Origin of the sequence: Nonomuraea sp. NEAU-A123 (assembly GCF_018603905.1) — a bacterium.
GTDB lineage: Bacteria > Actinomycetota > Actinomycetes > Streptosporangiales > Streptosporangiaceae > Nonomuraea.
Window position 1 is genome coordinate 653,140 of the sequence record NZ_JAHFZZ010000003.1, and the last position, 22,150, is coordinate 675,289.

At 69.1% G+C, this 22,150-nt stretch carries 17 protein-coding genes; 6 read left to right on the forward strand and 11 right to left on the reverse strand.

Annotated features, from left to right (window positions below):
• Window positions 1–23 precede the first annotated feature (23 nt).
• Window positions 24–3,089, forward strand: a complete 3,066-nt coding sequence (locus KLK06_RS11460; RefSeq protein WP_214635329.1) for a BTAD domain-containing putative transcriptional regulator — start codon at window positions 24–26, stop codon at window positions 3,087–3,089.
• A gap of 7 nt (window positions 3,090–3,096) precedes the next feature.
• Here the strand turns inward: KLK06_RS11460 and KLK06_RS11465 are convergent, their stop codons facing one another.
• The 5 genes from KLK06_RS11465 to KLK06_RS11485 form a co-directional block, all read right to left on the reverse strand.
• Window positions 3,097–4,095 carry a hypothetical protein gene (locus tag KLK06_RS11465; protein ID WP_214635330.1) on the reverse strand — a complete coding sequence of 333 codons (999 nt, stop codon included), beginning with the start codon at window positions 4,093–4,095 and terminating at the stop codon, window positions 3,097–3,099.
• Window positions 4,092–5,585, reverse strand: a complete 1,494-nt coding sequence (locus KLK06_RS11470) for a phenylacetate--CoA ligase family protein (protein ID WP_214635331.1) — start codon at window positions 5,583–5,585, stop codon at window positions 4,092–4,094. Before KLK06_RS11470 ends, KLK06_RS11465 begins: the two co-directional genes overlap by 4 nt.
• Before the next feature lie 283 nt (window positions 5,586–5,868).
• The gene (katG, locus tag KLK06_RS11475) at window positions 5,869–8,100 is read right to left on the reverse strand and encodes a catalase/peroxidase HPI (protein WP_214635332.1); all 2,232 of its coding nucleotides are present in this window, start codon (window positions 8,098–8,100) and stop codon (window positions 5,869–5,871) included.
• 32 nt (window positions 8,101–8,132) lie between these two features.
• Window positions 8,133–8,570, reverse strand: coding sequence for a Fur family transcriptional regulator (locus KLK06_RS11480; RefSeq protein ID WP_214635333.1), 438 nt, complete (start codon window positions 8,568–8,570; stop codon window positions 8,133–8,135).
• 93 nt (window positions 8,571–8,663) lie between these two features.
• Complete coding sequence (locus tag KLK06_RS11485; protein WP_250905177.1) at window positions 8,664–10,148, reverse strand: MFS transporter; 1,485 nt, start codon at window positions 10,146–10,148, stop codon at window positions 8,664–8,666.
• Between the two features lie 24 nt (window positions 10,149–10,172).
• Here KLK06_RS11485 and KLK06_RS11490 point away from each other — a divergent pair, with 24 nt between their 5' ends.
• A complete protein-coding gene (locus KLK06_RS11490) occupies window positions 10,173–10,646 on the forward strand; it encodes a MerR family transcriptional regulator (protein ID WP_308168195.1) in 474 nt (157 codons plus the stop codon).
• 23 nt (window positions 10,647–10,669) lie between these two features.
• Here the strand turns inward: KLK06_RS11490 and KLK06_RS11495 are convergent, their stop codons facing one another.
• Entirely contained in the window at window positions 10,670–11,569 is a 900-nt protein-coding gene (locus KLK06_RS11495; protein WP_250905178.1) for a M23 family metallopeptidase, read from the reverse strand.
• A 264-nt stretch (window positions 11,570–11,833) separates the two neighbouring features.
• Here KLK06_RS11495 and KLK06_RS11500 point away from each other — a divergent pair, with 264 nt between their 5' ends.
• The 4 genes from KLK06_RS11500 (at window position 11,834) to KLK06_RS11515 (ending at window position 16,296) form a co-directional block, all read left to right on the forward strand.
• Window positions 11,834–12,568, forward strand: coding sequence for a dienelactone hydrolase family protein (locus KLK06_RS11500; protein WP_308168196.1), 735 nt, complete (start codon window positions 11,834–11,836; stop codon window positions 12,566–12,568).
• Window positions 12,569–12,674: 106 nt separating this feature from the next.
• On the forward strand, window positions 12,675–13,241 hold the full coding sequence (locus KLK06_RS11505) for an RNA polymerase sigma factor (RefSeq protein WP_308168197.1): 567 nt from the start codon (window positions 12,675–12,677) through the stop codon (window positions 13,239–13,241).
• Window positions 13,234–14,427, forward strand: a complete 1,194-nt coding sequence (locus KLK06_RS11510) for a CU044_5270 family protein (protein WP_214635337.1) — start codon at window positions 13,234–13,236, stop codon at window positions 14,425–14,427. The genes KLK06_RS11505 and KLK06_RS11510 overlap by 8 nt, the downstream gene beginning before the upstream one ends.
• A 252-nt stretch (window positions 14,428–14,679) precedes the next feature.
• Window positions 14,680–16,296: a phospholipase A2 gene (locus KLK06_RS11515; RefSeq protein WP_214635338.1), complete on the forward strand. Its 1,617-nt coding sequence runs from the start codon at window positions 14,680–14,682 to the stop codon at window positions 16,294–16,296.
• Between the two features lie 45 nt (window positions 16,297–16,341).
• Here KLK06_RS11515 and KLK06_RS11520 read toward each other — a convergent pair whose 3' ends face one another.
• From KLK06_RS11520 to KLK06_RS11540, 5 genes are read right to left on the reverse strand one after another with little or no spacing between them, the layout of a single operon-like run.
• Complete coding sequence (locus KLK06_RS11520; RefSeq protein WP_250905307.1) at window positions 16,342–17,856, reverse strand: sugar ABC transporter ATP-binding protein; 1,515 nt, start codon at window positions 17,854–17,856, stop codon at window positions 16,342–16,344.
• A complete protein-coding gene (locus KLK06_RS11525; RefSeq protein ID WP_214635340.1) occupies window positions 17,856–18,821 on the reverse strand; it encodes an ABC transporter permease in 966 nt (321 codons plus the stop codon). The genes KLK06_RS11520 and KLK06_RS11525 overlap by 1 nt, the downstream gene beginning before the upstream one ends.
• Entirely contained in the window at window positions 18,818–19,879 is a 1,062-nt protein-coding gene (locus tag KLK06_RS11530; RefSeq protein WP_214635341.1) for an ABC transporter permease, read from the reverse strand. Before KLK06_RS11530 ends, KLK06_RS11525 begins: the two co-directional genes overlap by 4 nt.
• A complete protein-coding gene (locus tag KLK06_RS11535; RefSeq protein WP_214635342.1) occupies window positions 19,876–20,961 on the reverse strand; it encodes a mandelate racemase/muconate lactonizing enzyme family protein in 1,086 nt (361 codons plus the stop codon). The genes KLK06_RS11530 and KLK06_RS11535 overlap by 4 nt, the downstream gene beginning before the upstream one ends.
• 8 nt (window positions 20,962–20,969) lie before the next feature.
• Complete coding sequence (locus KLK06_RS11540) at window positions 20,970–22,028, reverse strand: sugar ABC transporter substrate-binding protein (protein WP_214635343.1); 1,059 nt, start codon at window positions 22,026–22,028, stop codon at window positions 20,970–20,972.
• Window positions 22,029–22,150: the final 122 nt, after the last annotated feature.

A 22,150-nucleotide genomic window follows, 5' to 3' on the forward strand; every position in this document is an offset into this window, starting at 1 on the left:
TTACGCAAGGGATTGGCTGCTTCATGGTGCACCACCAGCGGGTGAGTTTCGCCGTCCTGGGCTCCGTTCAGGTCTTCCTGGAGGGCACCCCGAGGACCCCGATCCATCTCCGGGGCAAACCTCGGGCCGTGCTGGCCACTCTGCTGCTCAACGCCAACACCGTGATCTCCCGGGACGGGCTGGTGGCCGCTCTGTGGGATGAACCTCCGACCACGGCCGTGGCCAACATCCAGACCCACGTATGGCAGCTACGGCGGGCGATCCCCGGTGGGGACCAGATCGTGCGGACCGAAGGGTCCGGCTATCTGCTGTGCGCCGAGCCCGATCAGCTGGACGCACTGATCTTCAGTGATGTGGCGCGCGAGGGGCGGCTCGCCGTACAGCGGGGCGAGCTGACGGTCGCCGAGAGGGCGTTCGGGCGGGCGGTGGCGCTCTGGCGGGGCCGGCCCGCCGAGGACCTCGTGCTCGGCGAGGTGCTGACGCCCCGGATCGCCGAGTTGGAGGAGGAGCTGTACCAGGCGCGTTCCGACTGGATCGACGTCCGTCTGGCCCTCGGGCAGCATGACCAGTTGATCGGTGAGCTGCGGAAGATCGCGGACGCGCATCCACTGCGCGAGCGTCTCTGGGGTCAGCTCATGCTCGCCCTGCACCGGGCCGGGCGGCGGGGTGAGGCGTTGGACGCCTACCGTCGGGTGCGGACGGTCCTGGTGGAGGAGCTGGGCGTCGAGCCGGGCGCCGATTTACGCAGCCTCCACGCGAGCCTCTTGGCGGATCACCCGTCAGCCCACAAAGCTCCAGAACCGGCTACCGCGCCGCACGGGCCCGCAGTGCCGGACACCACGGCGTGGCACCACATCTGCCAGCTACCTGCGGACCTCGCCGACTTCGTGGGCAGAAGCGCTGAACTGAAATCGATTACCACGATTCTGCGCGGCAGGGACCCCGAGGCCTCCGCACCCGTGATCGTGGCCCTGTCGGGCACCCCCGGACTCGGCAAGAGCACCCTGGCGATCCACCTGGCGCATCTGCTCCGGCCCGCCTTTCCCGACGGCCAGCTCTACGTACGGCTCGGCGCGGCCTCACCCGCGCCACGCGATCCCCGGCGCATTCTCGGGGAGCTGCTGAGAGCGCTCGGAGTGGAGGGGAGCGCGATCCCCGACACGCTCGAAGAGCGGGCCGCTCTGTACCGGTCACGCCTCGCGGATCGCGAGATCCTCATCATCCTCGACGACGCGGCGGAGGAGGCGCAGGTGTCGCCCCTGTTACCGGGCACAGCGCGTGGCGCGGTGCTGGTGACCTCCCGTGCGCAGCTCGCCTTACCCGGCGCTCAGGCGATCTTGCTGGACGTACCCGACGAGAACGAAGCGGTGGAGCTGCTCGAACGGGTGGCCGGACAGGCCCGCGTGCGCGCGGAGCCGAAGGCGGCGGCGTCGATTCTGCGCGCCTGCGGACGGCTGCCGCTGGCGATCCGCATAGCGGCGGCGAGACTGTCGGCCCGGCCCGCTTGGCCGTTGTCCGACTTCGCGGCCCGCCTGGAGGACACTCGCCGGCGCCTCGACGAACTGGCTCTGGGACAGCAGACCGTTCGCGCCAACTTCGCCGTGAGCTATGACGCCCTCACCGACGTGGCGCGGCGGACGTTCCGGCTGCTCGGCCTGTCCGGGCTGGAGAGCGTGCCCGAGTGGGCCGCGGCGGCGCTGCTGGGAGAGTCCCGGGATGTAACGGATCGCGCTCTGGAGACCCTGGTCGTCGCCGGTCTGGTGAACGGGCCGGAAGCCTGCGCCGCGGGAGGCCTGCGATACCGGCTGCACGATCTGCTGCGGGCGTTCGCGCGGGAACAGGCCGAGGCGGAGGAGAGCGAGACACGGCGGCGCGCGATCCTGCTCGGGCTCGTCAGGGAGAGTCTCGACCGGGTGGCGGCGGCCGTCGGTGATCTCCCCCTGCCCTGCGCGCCTATGCCGGGCGCCGGCGAGTCCCGCCCGGCGACAGGGCAGGGCGACTCCGAGTGGCTGATGGAGGAACGCGGGAACATGGTGGCGGTGGTCGAGCTCGCGGCCGCGCTGGACAGACCCGCCCTCGCGGGCGAGCTGGCCTACCATCTGACGGCCTATCTACGGATCCACGGCTTCTTCGACCAGGCCACCCGGATTCACGATGCCGTCATCGCCGCCGCGACCCGGCTGGAGCACACCCCCGCGTTGCTGACCACCCGGCTGCTGCGGGCGGATCTCCTGGTGGAGCGGGGGATGTTCGGCGACGCGCTGCGGGAGTTCGAATCACTGCTCGAGCTGTTCGAGCGCATGGGGGACCGGCACTCCGCCGCGTACGCGCTCAGCGGCCTCGGCATCTGCCGGCATGTGTTCGGGGACTTCGAGGAGGCGCTGGATCGCACCACCGAAGCCGTCGACCGGTTCGAGGAGCTCGGCGACCACGGAGGACTGCTCAGCACATTGATCCATTTGACGTCGATCCACCTTGAACTCGGCCACCACGACCAGGCCGCCGAGGTCTGCCGTCGTGGACTGGAGCTGGCGCGCGGGGGCCGCACCGCGTACCCCCGGGCGATCCTGCTCCGGGCCCTGGGCATCACCCACTACAGCAAGGGCGAGGTGACGGAGGCGATCCGGCGCTATGAGGAGAGTCTCGAACTCAGCCGCCGGCACGGCTATCCGATCATCACCACCTTGACGGAGCGCCGGCTGGGGGAGGCTCTGGGCGCGGTGGGACGGTTCGACGAGGCGGTGCGGACGCTCACGCACTGCCAGCGGAGCTTCGCGCGCTTCGGCGACACGTACGGTGAGACGCTCACCGCGTACGCCCTCGGAGAGGTCGCCTTCCGGCGTCACCGTGCGCACGAGGCACTGCGGCACCTGACGCACGCGCTTGATGTGCTGGGCGTCCGGGAGATGCAGCACTGGCGCGCCCGAGTCCTGCGCGAGATCGGCCGCGTCCATGCCGATCTCGGCGACCCGGACGCCGCCCTGGCCGCCTGGAACGAGGCGCTCGCCATCTTCCACAGCTTCGACTCCGCGGAGGCGGCGGAGGTGAGTGCCTTTCTCGATACCTTGCGCCCGGTGTCCGCTGAGTGACACCGGGTCAGCCACCCGTTCCCCGGACAACTGGCATGGCTGTGACGCCTGCCTGCCGTGCCGCCCGCCGGGCCGTACCCGGTGAAGCCCCCGTCGCGACGACGGCTCCTTCGTGCAGCGCGACCCAGGAGCCTGCGGCGGCGGGGAGATCGGCCAGTGCCTCGGTGAGCTCGACTCGATCCGGTCCGCTCCGCAGGGCGCGAGCCCGGTCGCGGCGCCGCCAGAACAGGTGCTGTCCCACGATCAGCGGCCCCAGGGGCAGCAGCAGCGGCACGAAGTCCAGATCGGTGAACAGGACGGCGAGCGTCAGGCCCAGCAGCAACGTCCCCTCGATCACGGCGGCCCACCAGCCGGCGGCCCTGCCGTACGCCTTGGCCGCCACCAGAGGCCACACGGCCAGCATCAGGCAGTCGCCGAGACCGGCCAGACTCGTGACGGGCCCGTAGCCGGTGGCGAGTATCGGGGCGAACGGCAACCCCTCGACCCGGAACACGAAATCAGTCGTCAGCGAGCTCACGCCCGTGGCAAGGGCGTCGTACACGGTCAGTGCGGCGGCCAGGCCCGCCACGTGGGCGGCCTTCATCCCCGTCTGCGCCCACAGGTTGGCGACCCCGACGGTGAGGAGGATCATCGTGAGGTCGTTGACGACGAGCACCGCCGTCGGCCATCCCGCGAAGTACGCGGCCACGTCCGCCGCGCAGAGCAGAGCGGCCGCCAGCGCGGCGTTCCGGCCGCCCAGCACCGGCGACAGGGCGAGTTGCGACACGGTGAAGACGACCACACCGAAGATCGTGACGACCAGCCCGACCGGCATGTGCATGTAGGCGAACGGCATGGCGACGAGTGCCACGACCATGATCCAGATGTCGGTCCAGACGAACCGGCCGACCGGCGGGCGCGGCATCGTCACTCTGGCGAAGTAGACCGCCGCGACACCCACGGTCAGCAGGATGAGCAGGTAGAGGACCAGTCCGCGCAGGACCGCCTCGCTCACTGGCGCGCTCATCGGACTCCTATCTCGGCGACCGCCTCCGCGGCCGCCCGCAGGGCCGGCTTGTCCACCCGGGCGGACGCGGTGGCCGTGACCTGCTCGAAGGTGTGCTCCCGCAGGTCCGCGCGGACGCGGCAGAGGGCGGGGAGGTCGGCCGGATCGTCGACGAGCTCGATGCCCCGCAGCGGAAGCTTCAGCTCGGCCGCGCGCTCCTCCAGCCGGGACACCAGCGCGCGGCTCACTTTGCCGGTCACGGCGTGCAGCACCGGTCCCGACCGGGTCTCCTCCAGCGCGTATCGCGTCGGGAGCGGGATCTCGTGCTCCGCTTGGAGGAGGTCCAGGACGTCGCGCGTGGTCAGGGACGAGGGTGACAGCCGGCCGAGCACCCGTGAGGTCGCCGGTACGGCCGCGAGCTCGCAGGCCGGCGTCTCGCTCTCGGGCAGCACTTTGACGATGTCACCGGTGACATAACGGAGCAGCAGGGTCGTGTCGCGGTACATGGTGTAGGGCGTCACCACCAGCACACCGTGGGCCCCAGGAGCCGCCGGTCGGAAGGTCTCGGGGTCGAGGACCTCGACGTGTCCCTGGTCGGTGGGGAGATGAAGGTGTCCCTGCCCGCAGACCTGGCCGCCCACGGGGGCGATCTCCGTCATCGAGTAGCCGTCCAGGACGGGAGCCCCGAACATGGCCTCCGCACGCTCCTTCAGCGCGTCGGTGAGGACCTCGCCACCGGAGTGGATCTCTTCGAGACCGAAGTCCTTCGCGTGCCATCCGCCCCGCTCGGCCTCCTGGACCAGGGCCGCGAGGTAGGAGGCCGTCGTGTTGAGGTGGGTCACCTGAGGCCGTTTGCCCGGGACGTGCAGCGGGACCGCCAACCGGTCCAGCGTGGCGCGAGGGTCCACGACACCGAGGTGGAAGAAGGCCGCCCCGGTCATGGTCACCGCCCGCTCGATGAGGATCTGGGCGATGGACCGCGAGGTGATGCAGTTGGCCCAGACATGCTCGGGGCGGAGCCCACCGGCGAGCATCAGCGCCAAGGCCGACATGCCAGACATCAGGTCGATCTCGTACCGGGAGAACCAGACCATGGTCGGCACGCCCGTCGTGCCCGTGGTCTGGGCGAGTACGGCCGGGCGGGCCCGGTCGGCGACGAACGTGGACGGCAGGTCGCGCAGCGCGGCCTTCGTCGTCGGCTCGATCGATGCCAGGGAGTCCAGGGTGATGGATGCCGGGTCGATGCCGTGCTGCTCGAACCAGCGGCGGTAGTAGGGGGTGTCGCGGGCCGTCAACCGCACCGTCCGCCGGAGCCGGCGCGCGGCGAGGTCTCGCTGCATCTCGGGATCGGGCGCGGTCAGCATCTCGCCCGCGCCCTCACCGGGGGATCCGAACTCCTCCAGGGTCGCGCGCAGGTCGTCCACCAGCGCGGCCACGTCCTTCACCCGGAATCGCCGGCCTGCCAGCATCGACCAGGCGTAACCCATCTGCCGGGCGGCTGTCCCGAACATCCTGTTCCATCCTTTGCGCGGTGGTCGTGGAACACGACGGCCCCTGGGGCGGCACAAAGCCGCTCCCAGAGGCCGTCAAGTGGGACCGAACCTCAGCCGTTGAGGATGAACACGGCAGTGGAGAGGGTGCTGACGACATAGCGCGCGTAGAACCGGACCGTCTTAACCATGACTTCCCCTTTCGTTCCTGTCCCTGTGAGAGACAGGAACGACTTTCGTCGCGGGGTCTACACGATCGCTACACGGCCACTATCGGAGCAGGTTGCGGGCCTGAACGTCATGATCAGACGAGGTCGAACCGGTCGAGGTTCATCACCTTGTCCCACGCCGCGACGAAGTCCTTCACGAACTTCTCCTTCGCGTCATCGCTCGCGTAGACCTCCGCGACCGCGCGCAGCTCGGAGTTCGACCCGAAGACGAGGTCGGCGCGAGTTCCGGTCCACTTGACCTCGCCCGTGGCGGCGTCGCGGCCCTCGAACGTGTTCGCGTCCTCGGACGTCGCCTGCCACGTCGTGCCCAGCTCGAGCAGGTTGGCGAAGAAGTCGTTGGTCAGCGACCCGGGGGTGGCGGTGAAGAGGCCGAGCTGCGACTGCTGGTAGTTCGCGCCCAGGACGCGAAGGCCACCGACGAGGACCGTCAGCTCGGGGGCACTCAGGGTCAGCAGGTTCGCCCGGTCGATGAGCAGGTACTCGGCCGGCAGCCGGTTGCCCTTCCCGAGGTAGTTGCGGAACCCGTCGGCGGTCGGCTCGAGCGCGGCGAACGACTCCACGTCGGTCTGCTCCAGCGAGGCGTCCACGCGGCCAGGCGTGAAGGGGACCTCGACGTCGAAGCCGGCGTTCTTGGCGCCCTGCTCGACGGCCGCACCACCGGCGAGCACGATCAGGTCGGCGAGCGAGACCTGCTTGCCGCCGGTCTGGGCGGCGTTGAAGGCCTGCTGGATCCCCTCCAGCGTGCGCAGCACGATCGCGAGCTGGTCGGGGTCGTTGACCTCCCATCCGCTCTGCGGCTCGAGACGGATGCGCGCGCCGTTGGCGCCGCCGCGCTTGTCGCCGCCGCGGAAGGTCGAGGCCGACGCCCACGCGGTGGATACGAGCTGGGACACCGACAGGCCCGAGGCGAGGATCTGGCCCTTGAGGGAGGCGATGTCCGCGGCGTCGATGAGCTCGTGCGTCACCGCGGGGAGGGGGTCCTGCCACAGCAGCGTCTCGGCCGGGACCTCCGGGCCGAGGTAGCGCACGATCGGGCCCATGTCGCGGTGGGTGAGCTTGTACCACGCACGGGCGAAGGCGTCCGCGAACGCGTCGGGGTTCTCGAGGAAGCGTCGCGAGATCTGCTCATAGATCGGGTCGATGCGGAGCGAGAGGTCGGTCGTCAGCATCGTCGGTGCGACGCGCTTCGACGGGTCGTGGGCGTCGGGGACGGTGCCCGCCCCGGCACCGTCCTTCGGCCGCCACTGGTTCGCGCCCGCGGGGCTCTTGAACAGCTCCCACTCGTAGCCGAACAGGATCTCGAAGAAGCTGTTGTCCCACGTCACGGGGGTGTTCGTCCAGATGCCCTCAAGGCCGCTGGTGATCGCGTCGGCGCCCTTGCCGGTGCCGAAGGTGTTCTTCCAGCCGAAGCCCTGGTCCTCGATCGAGGCGGCCTCGGGGTCGGCGCCGACGTTGTCCGCCGGGCCGGCGCCGTGCGTCTTGCCGAAGGTGTGACCGCCCGCGATCAGGGCGACCGTCTCCTCGTCGTTCATCGCCATCCGGCGGAACGTCTCACGGATGTCGCGGGCCGCGGCGAGCGGGTCCGGGTTGCCGTTCGGGCCCTCCGGGTTGACGTAGATGAGGCCCATCTGGACCGCGCCGAGGGGGCTCTCGAGCTCCCGGTCGCCGCTGTAGCGCTGGTCGTCGAGCCAGGCGGTCTCGGGGCCCCAGTAGACGTCCTCGTCGGGCTCCCAGACGTCCGCACGACCGCCGCCGAAGCCGAAGGTCTTGAAGCCCATCGACTCCAGGGCGACGTTGCCGGTGAGGATCATGAGGTCGGCCCACGAGAGCTTCTGGCCGTACTTCTTCTTGACCGGCCACAGCAGGCGGCGAGCCTTGTCGAGGTTTCCGTTGTCCGGCCAGCTGTTGAGCGGGGCGAAGCGCTGCTGGCCGGCGCCGGCGCCGCCGCGGCCGTCGCTGATCCGGTAGGTGCCTGCGCTGTGCCACGCCATCCGGATCATGAACGGGCCGTAGTTGCCGAAGTCGGCCGGCCACCAGTCCTGCGAGGTCGTCAGCACCTCCGCGATGTCCCGCTTCACGGCCGCGAGGTCGAGGGTCTTGAACGCCTCGGCGTAGTCGAACTCCTCACCGAGGGGGTTGGCCACGGCGGGGTTCTTGGCGAGGATCTTCAGGTTGAGCCGCTCCGGCCACCACTGGCGGTTTCCGCCGCCCTGCGTCGGGTGCGGGGCGCGCTCGTGCGCGACCGGGCAGCCACCTCCGCCCTCTGCCTTCGCGTCTGTGACGATTGCATCATGGTTCTCGGACATGCAAATCCTTCCGGACTATGGGATCACGGTGCTCAGGAACTGCTGGCGGTGGAACAGTCGGGACACAGGCCCCAGTAGATGACCTCGGCCTCGTCGATCAAGAAGCCGTGGGCGTCGGACGCGGTCAGGCAGGGCACCTCGCCGACCGCGCAGTCGACGTCAGCGACGACACCGCACGACCGGCACACGACGTGGTGGTGGTTGTCCCCGACGCGTCCCTCGAACCGGGCCGGGCTGCCGGCCGGTTCGATGCGGCGTACGAGTCCCACCGCGGTGAGCGCGTTGAGGGCCTCATACACGGCTTGCAGGGAGATGTGGCCCACGCGATCGCGTACACCGGAGGCGATCGCCTCGACATCGAGATGGTCACCGTCGCGGACGGTCTCGATCAGTGCGACGCGGGCGGCCGTCACCCGGAGGCCTGCACCGCGCAGCTCCTCGGCGGTGGTCGGAGTCCTGGATGCGGTCATAGCGCCAAACCTACCTACATAAACACGAAAGGTACAAGATAACGAATTATGCAAGTCTAGCGCCGCGTTGGCAACGTTTGTCCCGTTGCGGAGTTACGTGCCGGCCGGGTGTTCCCCAAGATCCGCGCCCCGGTCCACTTCCTCGAACAGCGCCGCCGCCCGCCCGGCGGTGTCCGCGGCCCAGCGCCCGGTGCTGAGCAGCCCCAGGACCAGGATGCCGACGCCGAGCCCGAGCACCAGCCACCACACGCCGTGCTCCGCGCCGGTGTACGCCGTCCCGCCGCCGGCCAGGGCCGAACCCACGATCGTTCCGGAGATCGCGACACCGAGCGTGGTGCCGCTCTGCCGGCTGGCGGAGGCCAACGAGGCGGCCACCCCGGCCATCGAGCGGGGCATCCCGGAGACCGCCGTGTTGGTGATCGGCGGGTTGACGGTGCCCAGGAAGACGCCGAACAGCAGATAGATCGCGAGTACGGCCGGCAGCGGGGTGGCCGGGCCGAGCCACATCGACGCGCCGCCGCCCAGAGCCAGCGCGGCCCCGGCGACCACCAGCGGCAGCCGAGGACCGCGCCTGCCGACCAGCCGGCCGGTGAACGGGGACAGCACCACGACCAGCACCCCGACCGGGAGCAGGCACAGCCCGGCCGTCAGCGCCGACATGCCGCGTACGTCCTGTAGGTACTGGGTGGTCACGAACAGGAACGCACCGAACCCGCACAAGGCGAAGAGCGCCATCAGAATCGCCGAGCTGAACGGCACGCTGCGAAACAGGCGCAGCTCCAGCAGCGGGTCGGCCCGGCGCGCTTCGTAGCCGAGGAGGCCCAGCGCGCCGAGCACGGCGACGGCGAGCAGGCTGAGGATGACCGGCGAGGTCCAGCCCAGCGTGCGGGACTCGATGATCGCGTAGACGACGCTGCCCAGCATCAGGATCACCAGAACCTGACCCACCGGATCGAACCGGCGCGCCCGGGCGGCGCGGGACTCGGGCACGAACAGCGCGGTGCACACGATCGCGGCGGCCACGATCGGCACGTTGATCCAGAAGATGGAGCGCCAGCCAAGGCCGTCGACCAGGGCGCCGCCGAGGATCGGCCCCAGCGCCAGCGACAGGCCGGACATCGAGCCGAACACGCCGATGGCCCTGGCCCGCTCGGCCGGATCGGGGAACGTGGTGGCGGTGATCGCCATCGCCACCGGGTTGAGCATCGTGCCACCGACAGCCTGCAGCGCACGCGCCGCGATCAGCCAGCCGATGCTCGGCGCCAGGCTGCACAGCAGCGAGCCGAGCCCGAAGGCGGCGAGGCCGACCTGGAAGACGCGCCGGCGGCCGACCCGGTCGGCGGTCGACCCGCCCAGCACCAGGAAGCCGGCCAGCACCAGGGTGTACGCGTCGACCGTCCACTGCAGGCCGGACACCGAGGCGTGCAGGTCGCGACGGATCGCCGGCAGCGCGACGTTGACGATGGAGATGTCCATCACCACGACGATGATGCTGGCGCAGCAGATCGCGAGAACCAGCAGCCTGCGGCCTTGGCTGAGCTCGTCGTCCGTGGTCTTCGGCAGCATTGAGGTACCCATGACCACGACGCTAGAATTTAGAGCGTGCTCGAAGTCAAGCGCTCTGTCTCTCAGACCGGCCTGAGCATCGCCGAGGCCGCCCGTCGCACCGGCGTGAGCGTGCACACCCTGCGCTACTACGAACGCGCCGGCCTGGTCGTCACCACCGTCGACCGCACCGCCGGCGGCCGGCGCCGTTACCAGCAGCTCGACCTGGACTGGATCACCGTCTGCACCCGGCTGCGGGCCACCGGCATGCCCATCAAGACCATCCGGCGCTACGCCCAGCTCGTCGCCGCCGGGCACGGCAACGAGCAGGAACGACTCGCCCTCATGGAGGCCCACCGCGCCGACGTGAGCGCCAAGCTCGCCGAGATACAGGAGAACCTCAAGCTCATCGACCACAAGATCGACGTCTACCGAGGCCGGCTCGCCGCCGGGGACGCCGACCAACTGTGGGCGCCCAACCGCGAGAACCACACGTCAAAGGCCACTCCCCGATCGGGCAGTGGCCTTTGACGTGTGTCGCCCAGCTGAGAGAACTAACCGCAGTGCTCAGAGGGGCTGGTGTAGGTGCTGCTGCCGACCGAGCCGCCCCACACGACGCACTGTCCGGCCGCGTCGCGCTTGACCGGCCCCGCGTAGTAGTCGAACTTGCCCGAGTCGCTCGCCTTGCTCTCGCCCTTCGGCTGCAGGAAGGCCGACACCGACGTCGCCGTGCCGAGGCTCGTCGTCTTCAGCGTGACGACGCAGTTGTTCTTGTTACCCGAGTTGTAGAGCAGATAGACGCGGCCACCGGTGAGGGCGGCCGAGTCGATGACCGTGAAGCCGCTGCCGCAGACGCTCTCCGGGGTGTTGGGGTTGGTGGGGCTGCCGCCGCCGCAGCCGTTGGTGCTCTTGAGGGCCTTCTTCGTGCCCAAGGACACGGTCGTGCCCTCCACGGTCGGGCTGGTGTCCATCGCGCCGCTGGAGGTGCGCTGTTCGTAGTGCAGGTGTGGAGCGTTCGATCCGCCCGTCGAGCCGACCGTCCCGATCACGGTGCCCTGGCTGACGGTCATGGAGCTGCCGGGCGACTTCACCTGGGTCGCGAGGTGGGCGTATCGGGTTCTGGTGCCGTCACTGTGACGGATCTCGACCCACCTGCCGTAGCTGGTGCTTCCCGCGTTGTAGAAGGTCGCGGTGCCCGCGGCGGTGGCGCGCACGGTCTCACCGTTGATGGCGTCGCTGCCATAGTTCTGCCAGTCGATGGACCCCGCTGGGTTGTGGGTGGGGGTCCAGTTGTTGGCGTAGAAGGTCTTCCCGCAGTTGAACGGGCTCTTGTGGGACACGGCCAGTGCGCCGGCGGCCTGCGCTGAGGCGGCCTGGGGAATCAGCGCCACCGCGAAAGTGACCGCTAGGGCGGTGATCGCGGATCTGACGGTCGGCCTGCTGGTTGCGGGCATGCTCACCTCTCTGAACAGGTGCGTATGGGGGGATACGGTTAGGCGCCCAGTTCCTTGGCCATGAACATAGCGCCGGAAAGTTCGCTGATCTGGCGTCCAGATGACTCCGGAAGCCGACGGTAATCGAGGGCCCGCATAGCACCCGCATATCGCCCGCATATCAAGGGGAGCGCTTTGTGGGTGGCGCCTTCGACCAAGCCAGGAGGAGCATATCTTTCTGCACGACCAAAATCATAGATTTGGTCATCTCCTAAGGAGCGCTTGGTGCGACAACCCGTACGCATTCCGCTGCCGGACGGCAGTTCACTGACGGCGACAATGGCACTACCGAAAGGGACCGTACCCGCGGCCGGATGGCCGGGGATGGTGGTCGTGCACGAAATCTACGGCGTAGAACCGGACATGCTTCATGTAATAGACATATTCGCCGCGCATGGCTATGCGGCCGTCTTGCCGGATTTGTACAGCCACGGCACCAGGATCGGGTGCCTGACACGGGCCATGCACCAGTTCGCGACCGGTAAGCCGGGGCGCCCGGCCGCCGACATCGACGCGACCCGGCGGTGGCTGGCCGACCGCGAAGACGTCGACGGCGGCCGGCTCGGGGTGATCGGATTCTGTATGGGTGGTGGATTCGCCCTCGCGTACGCGGCGAGCGAGCCGCCCGGCGTGCGAGCCGTATCGGTGAACTACGGCGCGGTCCCCCGGGACCAGGAAGAGCTGCGGGCGGTATGTCCCGTCGTGGGCTCCTATGGCGGCCGCGACCTGGGCTTCGTGCCGCACGGTTCGCGGCTGCGGGAGCACATGCGGGCGCTCGGCGTCGAGCACGACGTGGAGATCTATCCGGCCGCCGGGCATTCCTTCATGACCGACGGTCATCACCCCATCGCGAAACTCGCGCTGTTCCCGCTGCGTCACGGCCTCGTCCGGCCGGCGGCGGATGACGCGTGGCAGCGCACATTCGCCTTCCTCGACAAACACCTCGCGAACGGCGAGTAGGCCGCAACCGGGGAGCCGCCTTCGGGATAGAGGAGATTGTCAGCACCTCGGACACGGAGGAACTACCCATGACGGGACACACCACCCCATGGTTGCGGCGAGAGTGGTGAGTCAACCTACGGAGAGGCTCGGCGACCTGGAAGTTGTCGCCGCCTCTCTGGAAGACCCTGAGGCGTTCGGCGAACTGTTCCGCCGCCACGCCCCACGACTCCATGCCTACATCAAGCGGCGCCTCGGGCCAGCTCTCGCCGATGACGTCGTGGCGGAGGCGTTCGCCACCGCGTTCCGGCAGCGGGAGCGGTTCGACGGGCGATCGGAGTTCGGCGCGTGGCTGTGGGGCATCGCCAGCAATCTGCTCGCCAAGCACCATCGGCAGGAAACCCGTATGTACAAGGCGTTCGCCCGAACGGGCGTGGACCCCGCGGAGGACGGCCTCGCCGAGTTGGTCAGTGATCGGGTGGCCGCCGCGGCGTACGGCCCTCGGCTGGCGAAGGCCCTCGCCTCGCTGAGCGCCCAGGACCGCAGCGCCGTTCTGCTGCTCGCCTGGGGCGAGCTGTCGTACGCCGAGATCGCAGCGACTTTGGAGCTGCCCCTCGGCACCGTCAAGGCCAAGATTCACCGGGCTCGGATAAAGCTCCGCAGCGCCCTCCCCGGGGAGAAGAACGATGGATGAGATCGACGCGCTACGGCAGGTACGGACGGCACTGGCCCGTGAGGAGAACCCGGACCGGCTCACCCTGCGAACCAACTGGCGCTCCGGCCCTCCGCCGCGCGCCCGCCGCGGCTTCAGGGTCCCGATGGTGAGCATGGTGGCGACGGCCGCTCTGATCGCGGGGATCGTGGCCGCCATCTCTCTGACCTCGGACAGGGATCAGTCCATCCGTTTGGGCAAGAACGAGATTCTTCACGAGCCGGGCAACGCACTGCTGGTGGCCGCCACCAATGTGCGGAAAGGGCCGACCGGCACGTACTGGCACACCACCCGCATCGCCGGGACGATCTACGCGGTCGGCGAGAGCGCGTCGGACCATTACAAGGTCGAGGGGAGGATGCAGTACGACCAATGGACCGATCGGAGCGGCAAGTCGTGCTTCACCTACCAGGACCTGCCCGCCCGTCCATGGACCGCCGACGACAAGCGGAAATGGCAGCAGGCGGGGGCGCCCATGAAGGTGTCGGTCCCGACTGAGGAAGGGACCGGCACCCTGTTCTTGGAGACCGCGAAGAGGGCGCAGACGTGCCGCAGGAACAGTGATCAACGATTCTTCGGCATGACCCCCGAACAGGTGGCCACGCTGCCGACCCAGCCCAAGCAACTGGAGAACGCCCTGCTGAACCTCGACGGCAACTGGGAGGCGTACGCCCCGACGGTCACGAGGCAGCCGATACGGGCCCTGCCGGGTGAGAAGCGCGTCCGGGCGCTGAGTGATGTGGCCGGCACCCTGCTGGCCGGGGCACCCGCCCCTCCGGAGGTACGGGCGGCCGCGTTCCGGATGCTCGCCACCCTGCCCGGCGTCAAGGTCGAGGCCGAGACGACCGACCCCCTGGGCCGCCGCGGAGTGGTGATCTCCTTGCCGGTGGAGACGACCATTCCCCTCGGTCTCTACACCGCACCCAAGCAGCTCGGCACGTACCGCCGCCAGTGGATCATCAACCCCGGCAACGGAACGCTGCTGGCCATGCGGGATGTCGTGGCGACGCCGCCGCACGGCTCCCGGAAACTCCCTCCGGGAGACGACGGCAAGCCTCGCCGCCTGACGGTCGGGAGCCAGCCTGACCGATTCCACAAGCCTGGCGAAGTGTCCGAGTACGAGACGTACGAGGTCGCGGAATGGACCGAAACGGCGCCGAATCGGTAGAGCATTGATTATAGACGCGGTCGCCACAGGGTCACCATAAAGCCGCCATAAAATCGCTACACGAATGGCCTTAGCTCATCTGACCTGGGATGATGATGGTTATTCGCGCTTTTCGGGAATTGCGGCAAAGCATAGCCCGTACGCGATTTGAGCACCAACTTGAATGTCTGTACAGACCCTTGTTGAGAGGTTTTCGGTCATCTACTGTCCAGGTGGAACTGATCAGATCACCAGCTCACCCAGGAGAACTAATTGCGCCGATTAACGGTCACCGTCGCCGTCGCGATGGTGATGCTCCCCCTGCTCTCCCCAGAAGCATCCGCCACCACCACCGATGATCCGGCGCCGGCCGCGGTCCAGGAGGTCGGCCCAGGTCAATACTTCTCCGACTCCAGCACCTTCAAGATCAACGAACTGGACGTGTCCGAAGGGGTGATCGGCCGCCAGCACGGCGTCGCCGCCGCCGCCGGTGATCTGGCTCGACCGCAGTCAGCCCCCGCCACCCGCCCCGAGCTGGCCGTCTTCGGGCCCGGATGGCAAGCGGAGTTCCTCGGCGGGGCGATCAACCGGAAGCTGGACGTCCAGAGCGGCGCCATCGTCACCACGGAACTGGCCGACGGAACCTCGATCCGCTACAACCTGAAGAGCAGCATCTCGTTCCCCGACGGCGGCGGTATCCAGACCTACGAGGACACCACCGGATCCAAGATCACCCAAACGACCAAGTGGGACGCGATTGTCGGGACGATGCGCACCACGATGTCCGAGGCGGTCGTGGTGGATCCGGGCGCCGTGGAGACCGGCGACGACACCTTCACCGACGCCAACGGCAATCCCGTCAGCGCGGCCGATCTCAAGTACACCTACACCTGGGCGCAGCCGGCCGGGCTGCAGAGCACTGACACCTGGCGGGTGACCAGCGCCGGCACCACCGCCTACGGCAAGTCAACGGTGGGTTACGACTCCCAGGGCCGCATCGGCACCATCACGGAACCGGCCGGCGCGGAAGCACCCGAGACCCTCCTCACGTTCGCCTACGCCACGACGACCACGGCCACCGGCAGCACGCTCGGCGACTACGCGGGCCGGCTCAAGGGGATCACGGTCACCGCCGGCACCGAGTCGCCGCAGACACTGGCCGGCTACGCGTACGACACCTCCGGCCTGCTGCGCACCGTGACCGATCCCAGCGATGGCAGCACCGACGCGACCTACGGCTACGACCAGATCGGGCGCCTGACGTCGATCCAGTCAGCCACCAACGGCGGGTGGCAACTGGCCTTCGCGGCAGGCACCGCGGCTCCCACCGTGACCTCCACCGATTCCGACCGGCCGGCTCCCGACGCGCCGATCGCGGGTGCGGCCTTCCCCGACCCCAACGCCACAGGCCCGCCGGCGAGCGATTTCCTCCCGGACGGCATCGATCCTCCGCAGGCCTACCCCAAGTACTGCCCCACGGCCAAGGACTGGATGTGGTGGACCAAGATCGGTTGCATCTCCTGGGCGGCTCACTACGGCTGGCACAGTCCGAGCTGGAAGCGGACCGCCAGCGGGTTCAAGGTCATGGGCATCAACCACGACCACTGCACGCAATCTCCGGACCGCCCCTCGGGGTTCGACTTCCGACCGGCCTGTGACTCGCACGACTACGGCTACGGGCTGATCGGCAACACGTACAAGCATTACAAGTACTACCTCGATCGCAGTCGCAAGGCCGATGCGGACAGCCGGTTCTACATCACACTGCGCGACAAGGTATGCGGTGGGTACTTCATCCTGGTGCGCACGGCCTGTAGGCGGATCGCGTTGGTCTACTGGGGCTTCGTACGCGTCAAGGGCAATCCCAAGAACGGCGCGAACGCCACGTAATGCCACGAGTGAGCCGGGCGAGATCGTCGTCCGGCTCACCCGGATTCATGCGGCTTCAGAGCCGGGGGACCCGGCGTGGATCAACCGTATGATCGCCTGGCTCATCCGAGCGTAGTCATGGTCGTTGACCAGCTCGCCGCGGAGGCTGAAGTCGCTCATCACCGCGATCCGGTCGGCGAGGGTGACGATCTCCGGCAGGTCCGACGAGATCAGCAGCAGCCCCAGCCCGGAGCCGGCCAGTTCGGCGATCAGCTCGTGGAAGGCCGCCTTGGTACGTACGTCGATGCCGACGGTCGGCTCGTCCACGATCAGGATCTCGCAGCGCGCGGCCAGCCACTTCGCGAGGCTCACCTTCTGCTGGTTGCCCCCGGAGAGCTGGCCGGCGAGCTGGCGTACCGAGGAGGCCCGGATGCCGAGCCGGTCGGCGTACTCCTCGGACAGACGCCGCTCGGCCCGGTCCGTCACGAGCCCGGCGCGGGCGAGGCTCCGCCACACGGTCACGCCGATGTTGCGGGTGATCGGCTGGTCGAGGAAGAGCCCTTCTTCCTTCCGGTTCTCCGTCACGTAACCGATCCGGTAGCGCCGCAGCGCCTCGCCGACATCGCGAATGCGCACCGGCCGACCCTGGACCTCCACCGTGCCCGACGTGATCCGGTCCAGCCCGAGCAGCGCCTTGGCCAGCTCGCTGCGGCCGGCGCCCACCAGGCCGTACAGCCCGAGGATCTCGCCGGGACGTACGGACAGGGAGATGTCGCGGTGGCCCCGCGCGGTGCTCACCCCGCGCAGGCGCAGAGCCGCCGGCGTCTCGGGGTCGACCTGCCGCTCGGGCAGGCGCACCGAGGCGTACGCCCGCCCGACCATCAGATCGACGATCCGGTCCTGCGTGTAGTCCGCCAGCGGCTCGGCCTCGGCGACGGTACGCCCGTCACGCAGCACGGTCACCGTGTCGGCGACGGCGAAGACCTCCTCCAGCTTGTGGCTGACCAGCACGACGGCGTGCCCGCTGTCACGCAGCTTGCGGACGATCGCGTAGAGCCGGTCGGCCTCGTCGCCGGTGAGCGACGCGGTCGGTTCGTCCAGCAACAGCACCTTGCTGTCGATGCTGAGCGCCTTGGCGATCTCGACGAGTTGGGCCTGCGCGACGGAGAGCCCGGAGACCGGGGCGTCCGGGTCGAGGTCGAGGTCGAGCAGGTCCAGGCAGCGCCGGGCCTCGGCCCGCATCCGGGAGCGGTCGACCAGCCCGAAGCGCCGTGGCAGGTGGTGCAGCACGATGTTCTCGGCGATGGAGAATTGGGGGATCAGGTTGCGTTCCTGGTGCACCACGCCGATCCCGGCCCGCTGGGCGTCCAGCGGACCGGCCAGGTGCACCTCGGTGTCACCGAGGCGCACCCGCCCGCCGTCCGGCTGGTACACCCCGGTCAAGATCTTGATCAGCGTGCTCTTGCCCGCGCCGTTCTCGCCGAGCAGGGCGTGCACGCTGCCGGCGGTGAGCCGCAGGGTGGCGCCGTCCAGCGCGCGTACCCCCGGGAATGTCTTGACCAGACCCTCGGCCGTGAGCATCACGACGACCTCCGCAACAGTCTCTGCCGGACGGTGCCGAGCAGCACCGCGCCAAGGACGACCGCGCCGACGATCAGGTCGATCCAGCGCGGGTTGATGCCGAACTGGGCCTGCATGACGTCCACCAGCCGGACCAGGAACGCCGCGAGACAGGTGCCGACGACGCTGACCACGCCGCCGGTGAGCGCGACCCCGCCGATGATCGGCGCCGCGAAGCTCGGCAGCAGCAGGTCATCGCCGATGCTGGAGTTGACCGAGCCGGAGGCGGCCACCGTGATGATCGCGGCGACCCCGGCCAGCAGTCCGCTGAGCCCGTGCGCCACGATGATCGACCGGTCGTTGGAGACCCCGGACAGCCGCGCGGCGAAGGGACTCCCGCCGGTGGCGAGCAGTTGCCGACCGGCGACCGTACGCGCGAAGAAGACGCCCACGAGAGCGGCCACCGCGAGTGCGACGAGGAAGACCACCGGCAGCCCGAGCACGGAGGCGCGGCCGAAGTCCCGCAACCCGGGCGAGTAGCCCTGGAAGGTGTCGGGGCCGTTCACCCCGTACCGGAGCCCCTCGATGATGGTCATGGTGGCGAGCGTGACGATGAACCCGTTGATCCGGGTGAACACGACGAGCAGCCCGTTGACCAGGCCGGCGGCGCCGCCGACGGCGAGTGCTCCGAGTACGGCCACCGGCGCCGGCAGTCCGGCGTCGATCATCAGCCAGGCCGCGACCATCGAGCAGAGTCCGGTGAGCGCGCCGACCGACAGGTTCATCTGCCCGATCGCGAGCACCACCATCTGGGACAGCCCGATGATGATCGGCACGGCCAGGAACCGGAAGAACGCGCCCAGCGTGCCGCTGGAGAGCAGGCCGCCCCCGGTGGCGACGGCCAGTGCCACGAAACCGGCCGCCGCCAGCAGAGCGAGGGTGAACTCCGGGCGGCCGGCGATCACGCTGGTACGGCTGGTGCTCATGCCCGTGCCCCCCTTCGCTCGGCGATCACGTGACGCACCCGGTCCAGCGAGAGGGCGACCAGCAGCACCAGCCCGATGTAGAGCTTGAGCTCGTCGAGCTGGAACTGCAGCAGGTTCAGTCCCTTGTAGATGACCTGGGTGAGCGTCGCGCCGAGGACCGTGCCGAGAATGCTGACCGCGCCGCCGGCCAGCAGCGTGCCACCGAGCACCGGCCCCAGGAACGACGGCAGGAGGAACTGGTCCCCGATACTGGCCGAGAACGCCCCGTTGTTCGCCGCGAGCAGGAACCCGGCCAGCCCCGCGAGCAGCCCGCTGAGCGCGTGCGCCTGCACGACGCGGTTCTTCGTGGGAATGCCGGACAGCTCGGCGGCCTTCTCGTTCGAGCCCGTCATCAGGATCTCCCGGCCCAGCCGGGTGTACCGGAACAGCAACCCGACCGCGAGCGCCGCGACCAGCGCCACTGGCACGATCAGCGGAACGCGGGGGCCGCACACCTCGCCCATGCAGTAGTCGGCGAACGTGTCGTTGCGCAGCGCCGTCATGCCCGCCGGCTGACCGCTGAAGGCGACCCCGTCGGTGAACCTCGTGTAGAGGATCGTGATGAGCCCGACCAGGGCGAAGTCCATCGCGAGCGTGACCACGAACGAGTTGACGCCGGTCCGCGAGATGATCAGACCGGCGAGTGCGCCGAGCAGCGTACCGACGGCCAGCCCGATCACCAGGCCGACCGGCAGCGGCACGCCGAGCCGGTCGTAGGCGAGCCCCATGGCGAACGCGCTCATCGCCGCCATGCGGCCGACGGCCACGTTCATGTGCCCGAGCGAGAGGACCGCCAACTGGGCGAGCCCGACGACCGCGTACACGCTGATGTCCGACTGCAACGGCACCAGCGTGAGCCCGGTGTCCAGGAACGCCGGCCGCAACGTGGTGAACAGCGCGACCAGGCCGATGAGCAGAACGACCAGGCCGAGGCGGGGGTTGGCCCAGAGCGGGATGCGCGGCGGCCTGCGCGGTCCTGCTGGGGAGGCCTCCGGTGGCGTGGCGGTCCGCGTGCTCACCCGACTCTCCGGTCGTCGATCGCGTCGCGGTCCCACTCGATGCCGAGCCCGGGGGCGGACGGAGCCAGCGCGTGCCCGTCCACGATCTCGATCTCGTGCCGGGTGATCGCCCGCAGTTGCGGGATGTGCTCCAGGTAGCCGCTGTTCGGCACCGCGCAGCAGAGGCTGACGTGCAGCTCCATGAGGAAGTGCGGGCAGACCTGGACGTTGTACGCCTCGGCCAGGTGCGCGACCTTCAGCCAAGGGGTGATGCCGCCGATGCGGGCCACGTCGACCTGGACGATGCCGGCCGCCCGCCGATGCAGGTACTCGCGGAACTGGGCCACCGAATACAGCGACTCGCCGACGGCCACCGGGATCGAGCTCGCCGCCACCAATGCCTCGTGCCCCGAGACGTCGTCGCCGGGCAGCGGCTCCTCGAACCAGTACGGGTCCGCCGGTTCGAGGAGCCGGGCCCGCCGGACGGCCTCGGCCGACGTGAGCGACTGGTTGGCGTCGAGCATCAGGTCGAAATGGGGGCCGACGGCCGCGCGCACGGCGGCCAGCCGATCGGCGTCCTGCACCGGCGAGCGGCCGAGCTTCAGCTTCGCCCCGCGCCAGCCCGCGGCCTGGCTCGCCTTCGCGCCGACGATCAGCTCCTCGGTGCTCAGGTGCAGCCAGCCGCCCTCGGTGTCGTACAGCGGAATGCGATCCTTCGCGCCCCCCGCGAGCATCCACAGCGGCCGGCCGGCGTCGCGGCACCGCCAGTCCCACAGCGCCGTGTCCACGGCGGCGAGGGCCAGCGAGGTGATCGCGCCGACCGTGGTGGCCCGCGTCGCGGCGAACAGGTCCCGCCACACCGCCTCCACCCGGCTGGGGTCCGCGCCGACCAGCCGCGGCAACAGGTAGTCGCGCAGCAGGGCGAGCACGGCGGTGCCGCCGGTGCCGATCGTGTACGAGTAGCCGGTCCCGAAGCCGCCGTCATCGGTCTTGATCTCGACGAAGATGGTCTCCTGCTTGAGGAACGACTGGACTGCGTCGGTGCGTACCGTCTCGACCTCCAGATCGACAAGGTACGCCTCGACGTGACTGATCGCGGGCAACGAAGCTCCTAGTTCTTGCAGGTCAGGTACTGGCTGTCGAAGGCCTTCCGCAGCTCTTCGGTCTTCGCCTGCCGTTCGGCGTCGTAGCTGTCGACGTTGGCCTTGGTGACGACGAAGGAGCCGGAGTCGACGGCCACTCCCGGCTTGCTCATCGTGCAGCCACCAGCCAGCTTCATCAGCGCGTACGAGCCGACGGACGCCTGGCCGACCGGGTTCTGCAGCACCGTGCCGGCGACAGAGCCATCCTTGATGCCGGCGAGGATGGTCTGGTCGTCGTCGATCGCGATCACCTTGATCGGCAGCTTGGCCTGCTTGACGCCGTCGGCGGAGGCGACCGCCGGGTTGTAGGCCGTGTTGACGATGCCCTGCATCTGGGTGCCCTTGGCGGCGAGCAGGTCGGCGACGGCCTTCTGCGCGCTCTGCAGGTCCTTGTCGACGTCGGTCACCGTCTGCAGGAGCTTGACCTTGCCGCCGGTCTCGTCGACCGCCTTCTGCACGCCGGCGATACGGCGCTGGGTGTTGGAGTCGACCTTGTTGCCGGTCAGGTGCACCAGGTTGCCCTGGCCGCCCATGGCCTGGATCGCGGCCTGTGCGGCCTTGTACGCGGCCTGCTGGACATCGGTGGACAGGCAGAAGCCGGCCTTGTCGATGTCCCCGGCCGGGCACGAGCCAAGGGAGGCGGTCGGGTAGCCCTGGCGCGTCAGGTCCTCGAAGGTGGCGTTGATGTTCTCCGGGGAGACTCCGAAGACGCCGAAGGCGTTGTAGCCCTGGGCGGCGAGCGACTTGAGGACGTCGTTCTGCTTGGTCTGATCCCAGTCGGACGTCTCGTTGAAGGTGACGTCGCCCAGCCCCAGGTCGGTCTTCACCTTGGCGCCCGTTGCCTTCCACGGCTGGAAGTAGGGGTGCGCACCGCCCGGGACCAGGGCGATTTTGACCTGGTCGGGCTTCCGGGTGGTCGTGCCGGTCGCCGTGTCGTCGCTCTTCCTCGTGCAACCGGCCATGGTGCCGACGGCGAGCGCCAGGAGGGCAGCCACTCCGCCGAGCCTGGTGAATGGTCTTTGCTTCATGACCGCGCCTCTCGCGACATCATCGATCCTATAGGATATTTCCTGGATGTATAGTCGCAGGTGGTTGGACACGTCAAGGGTTAACGTCCGCGAAACAAGCCGGTGTGTACCGCGCGGCGGCG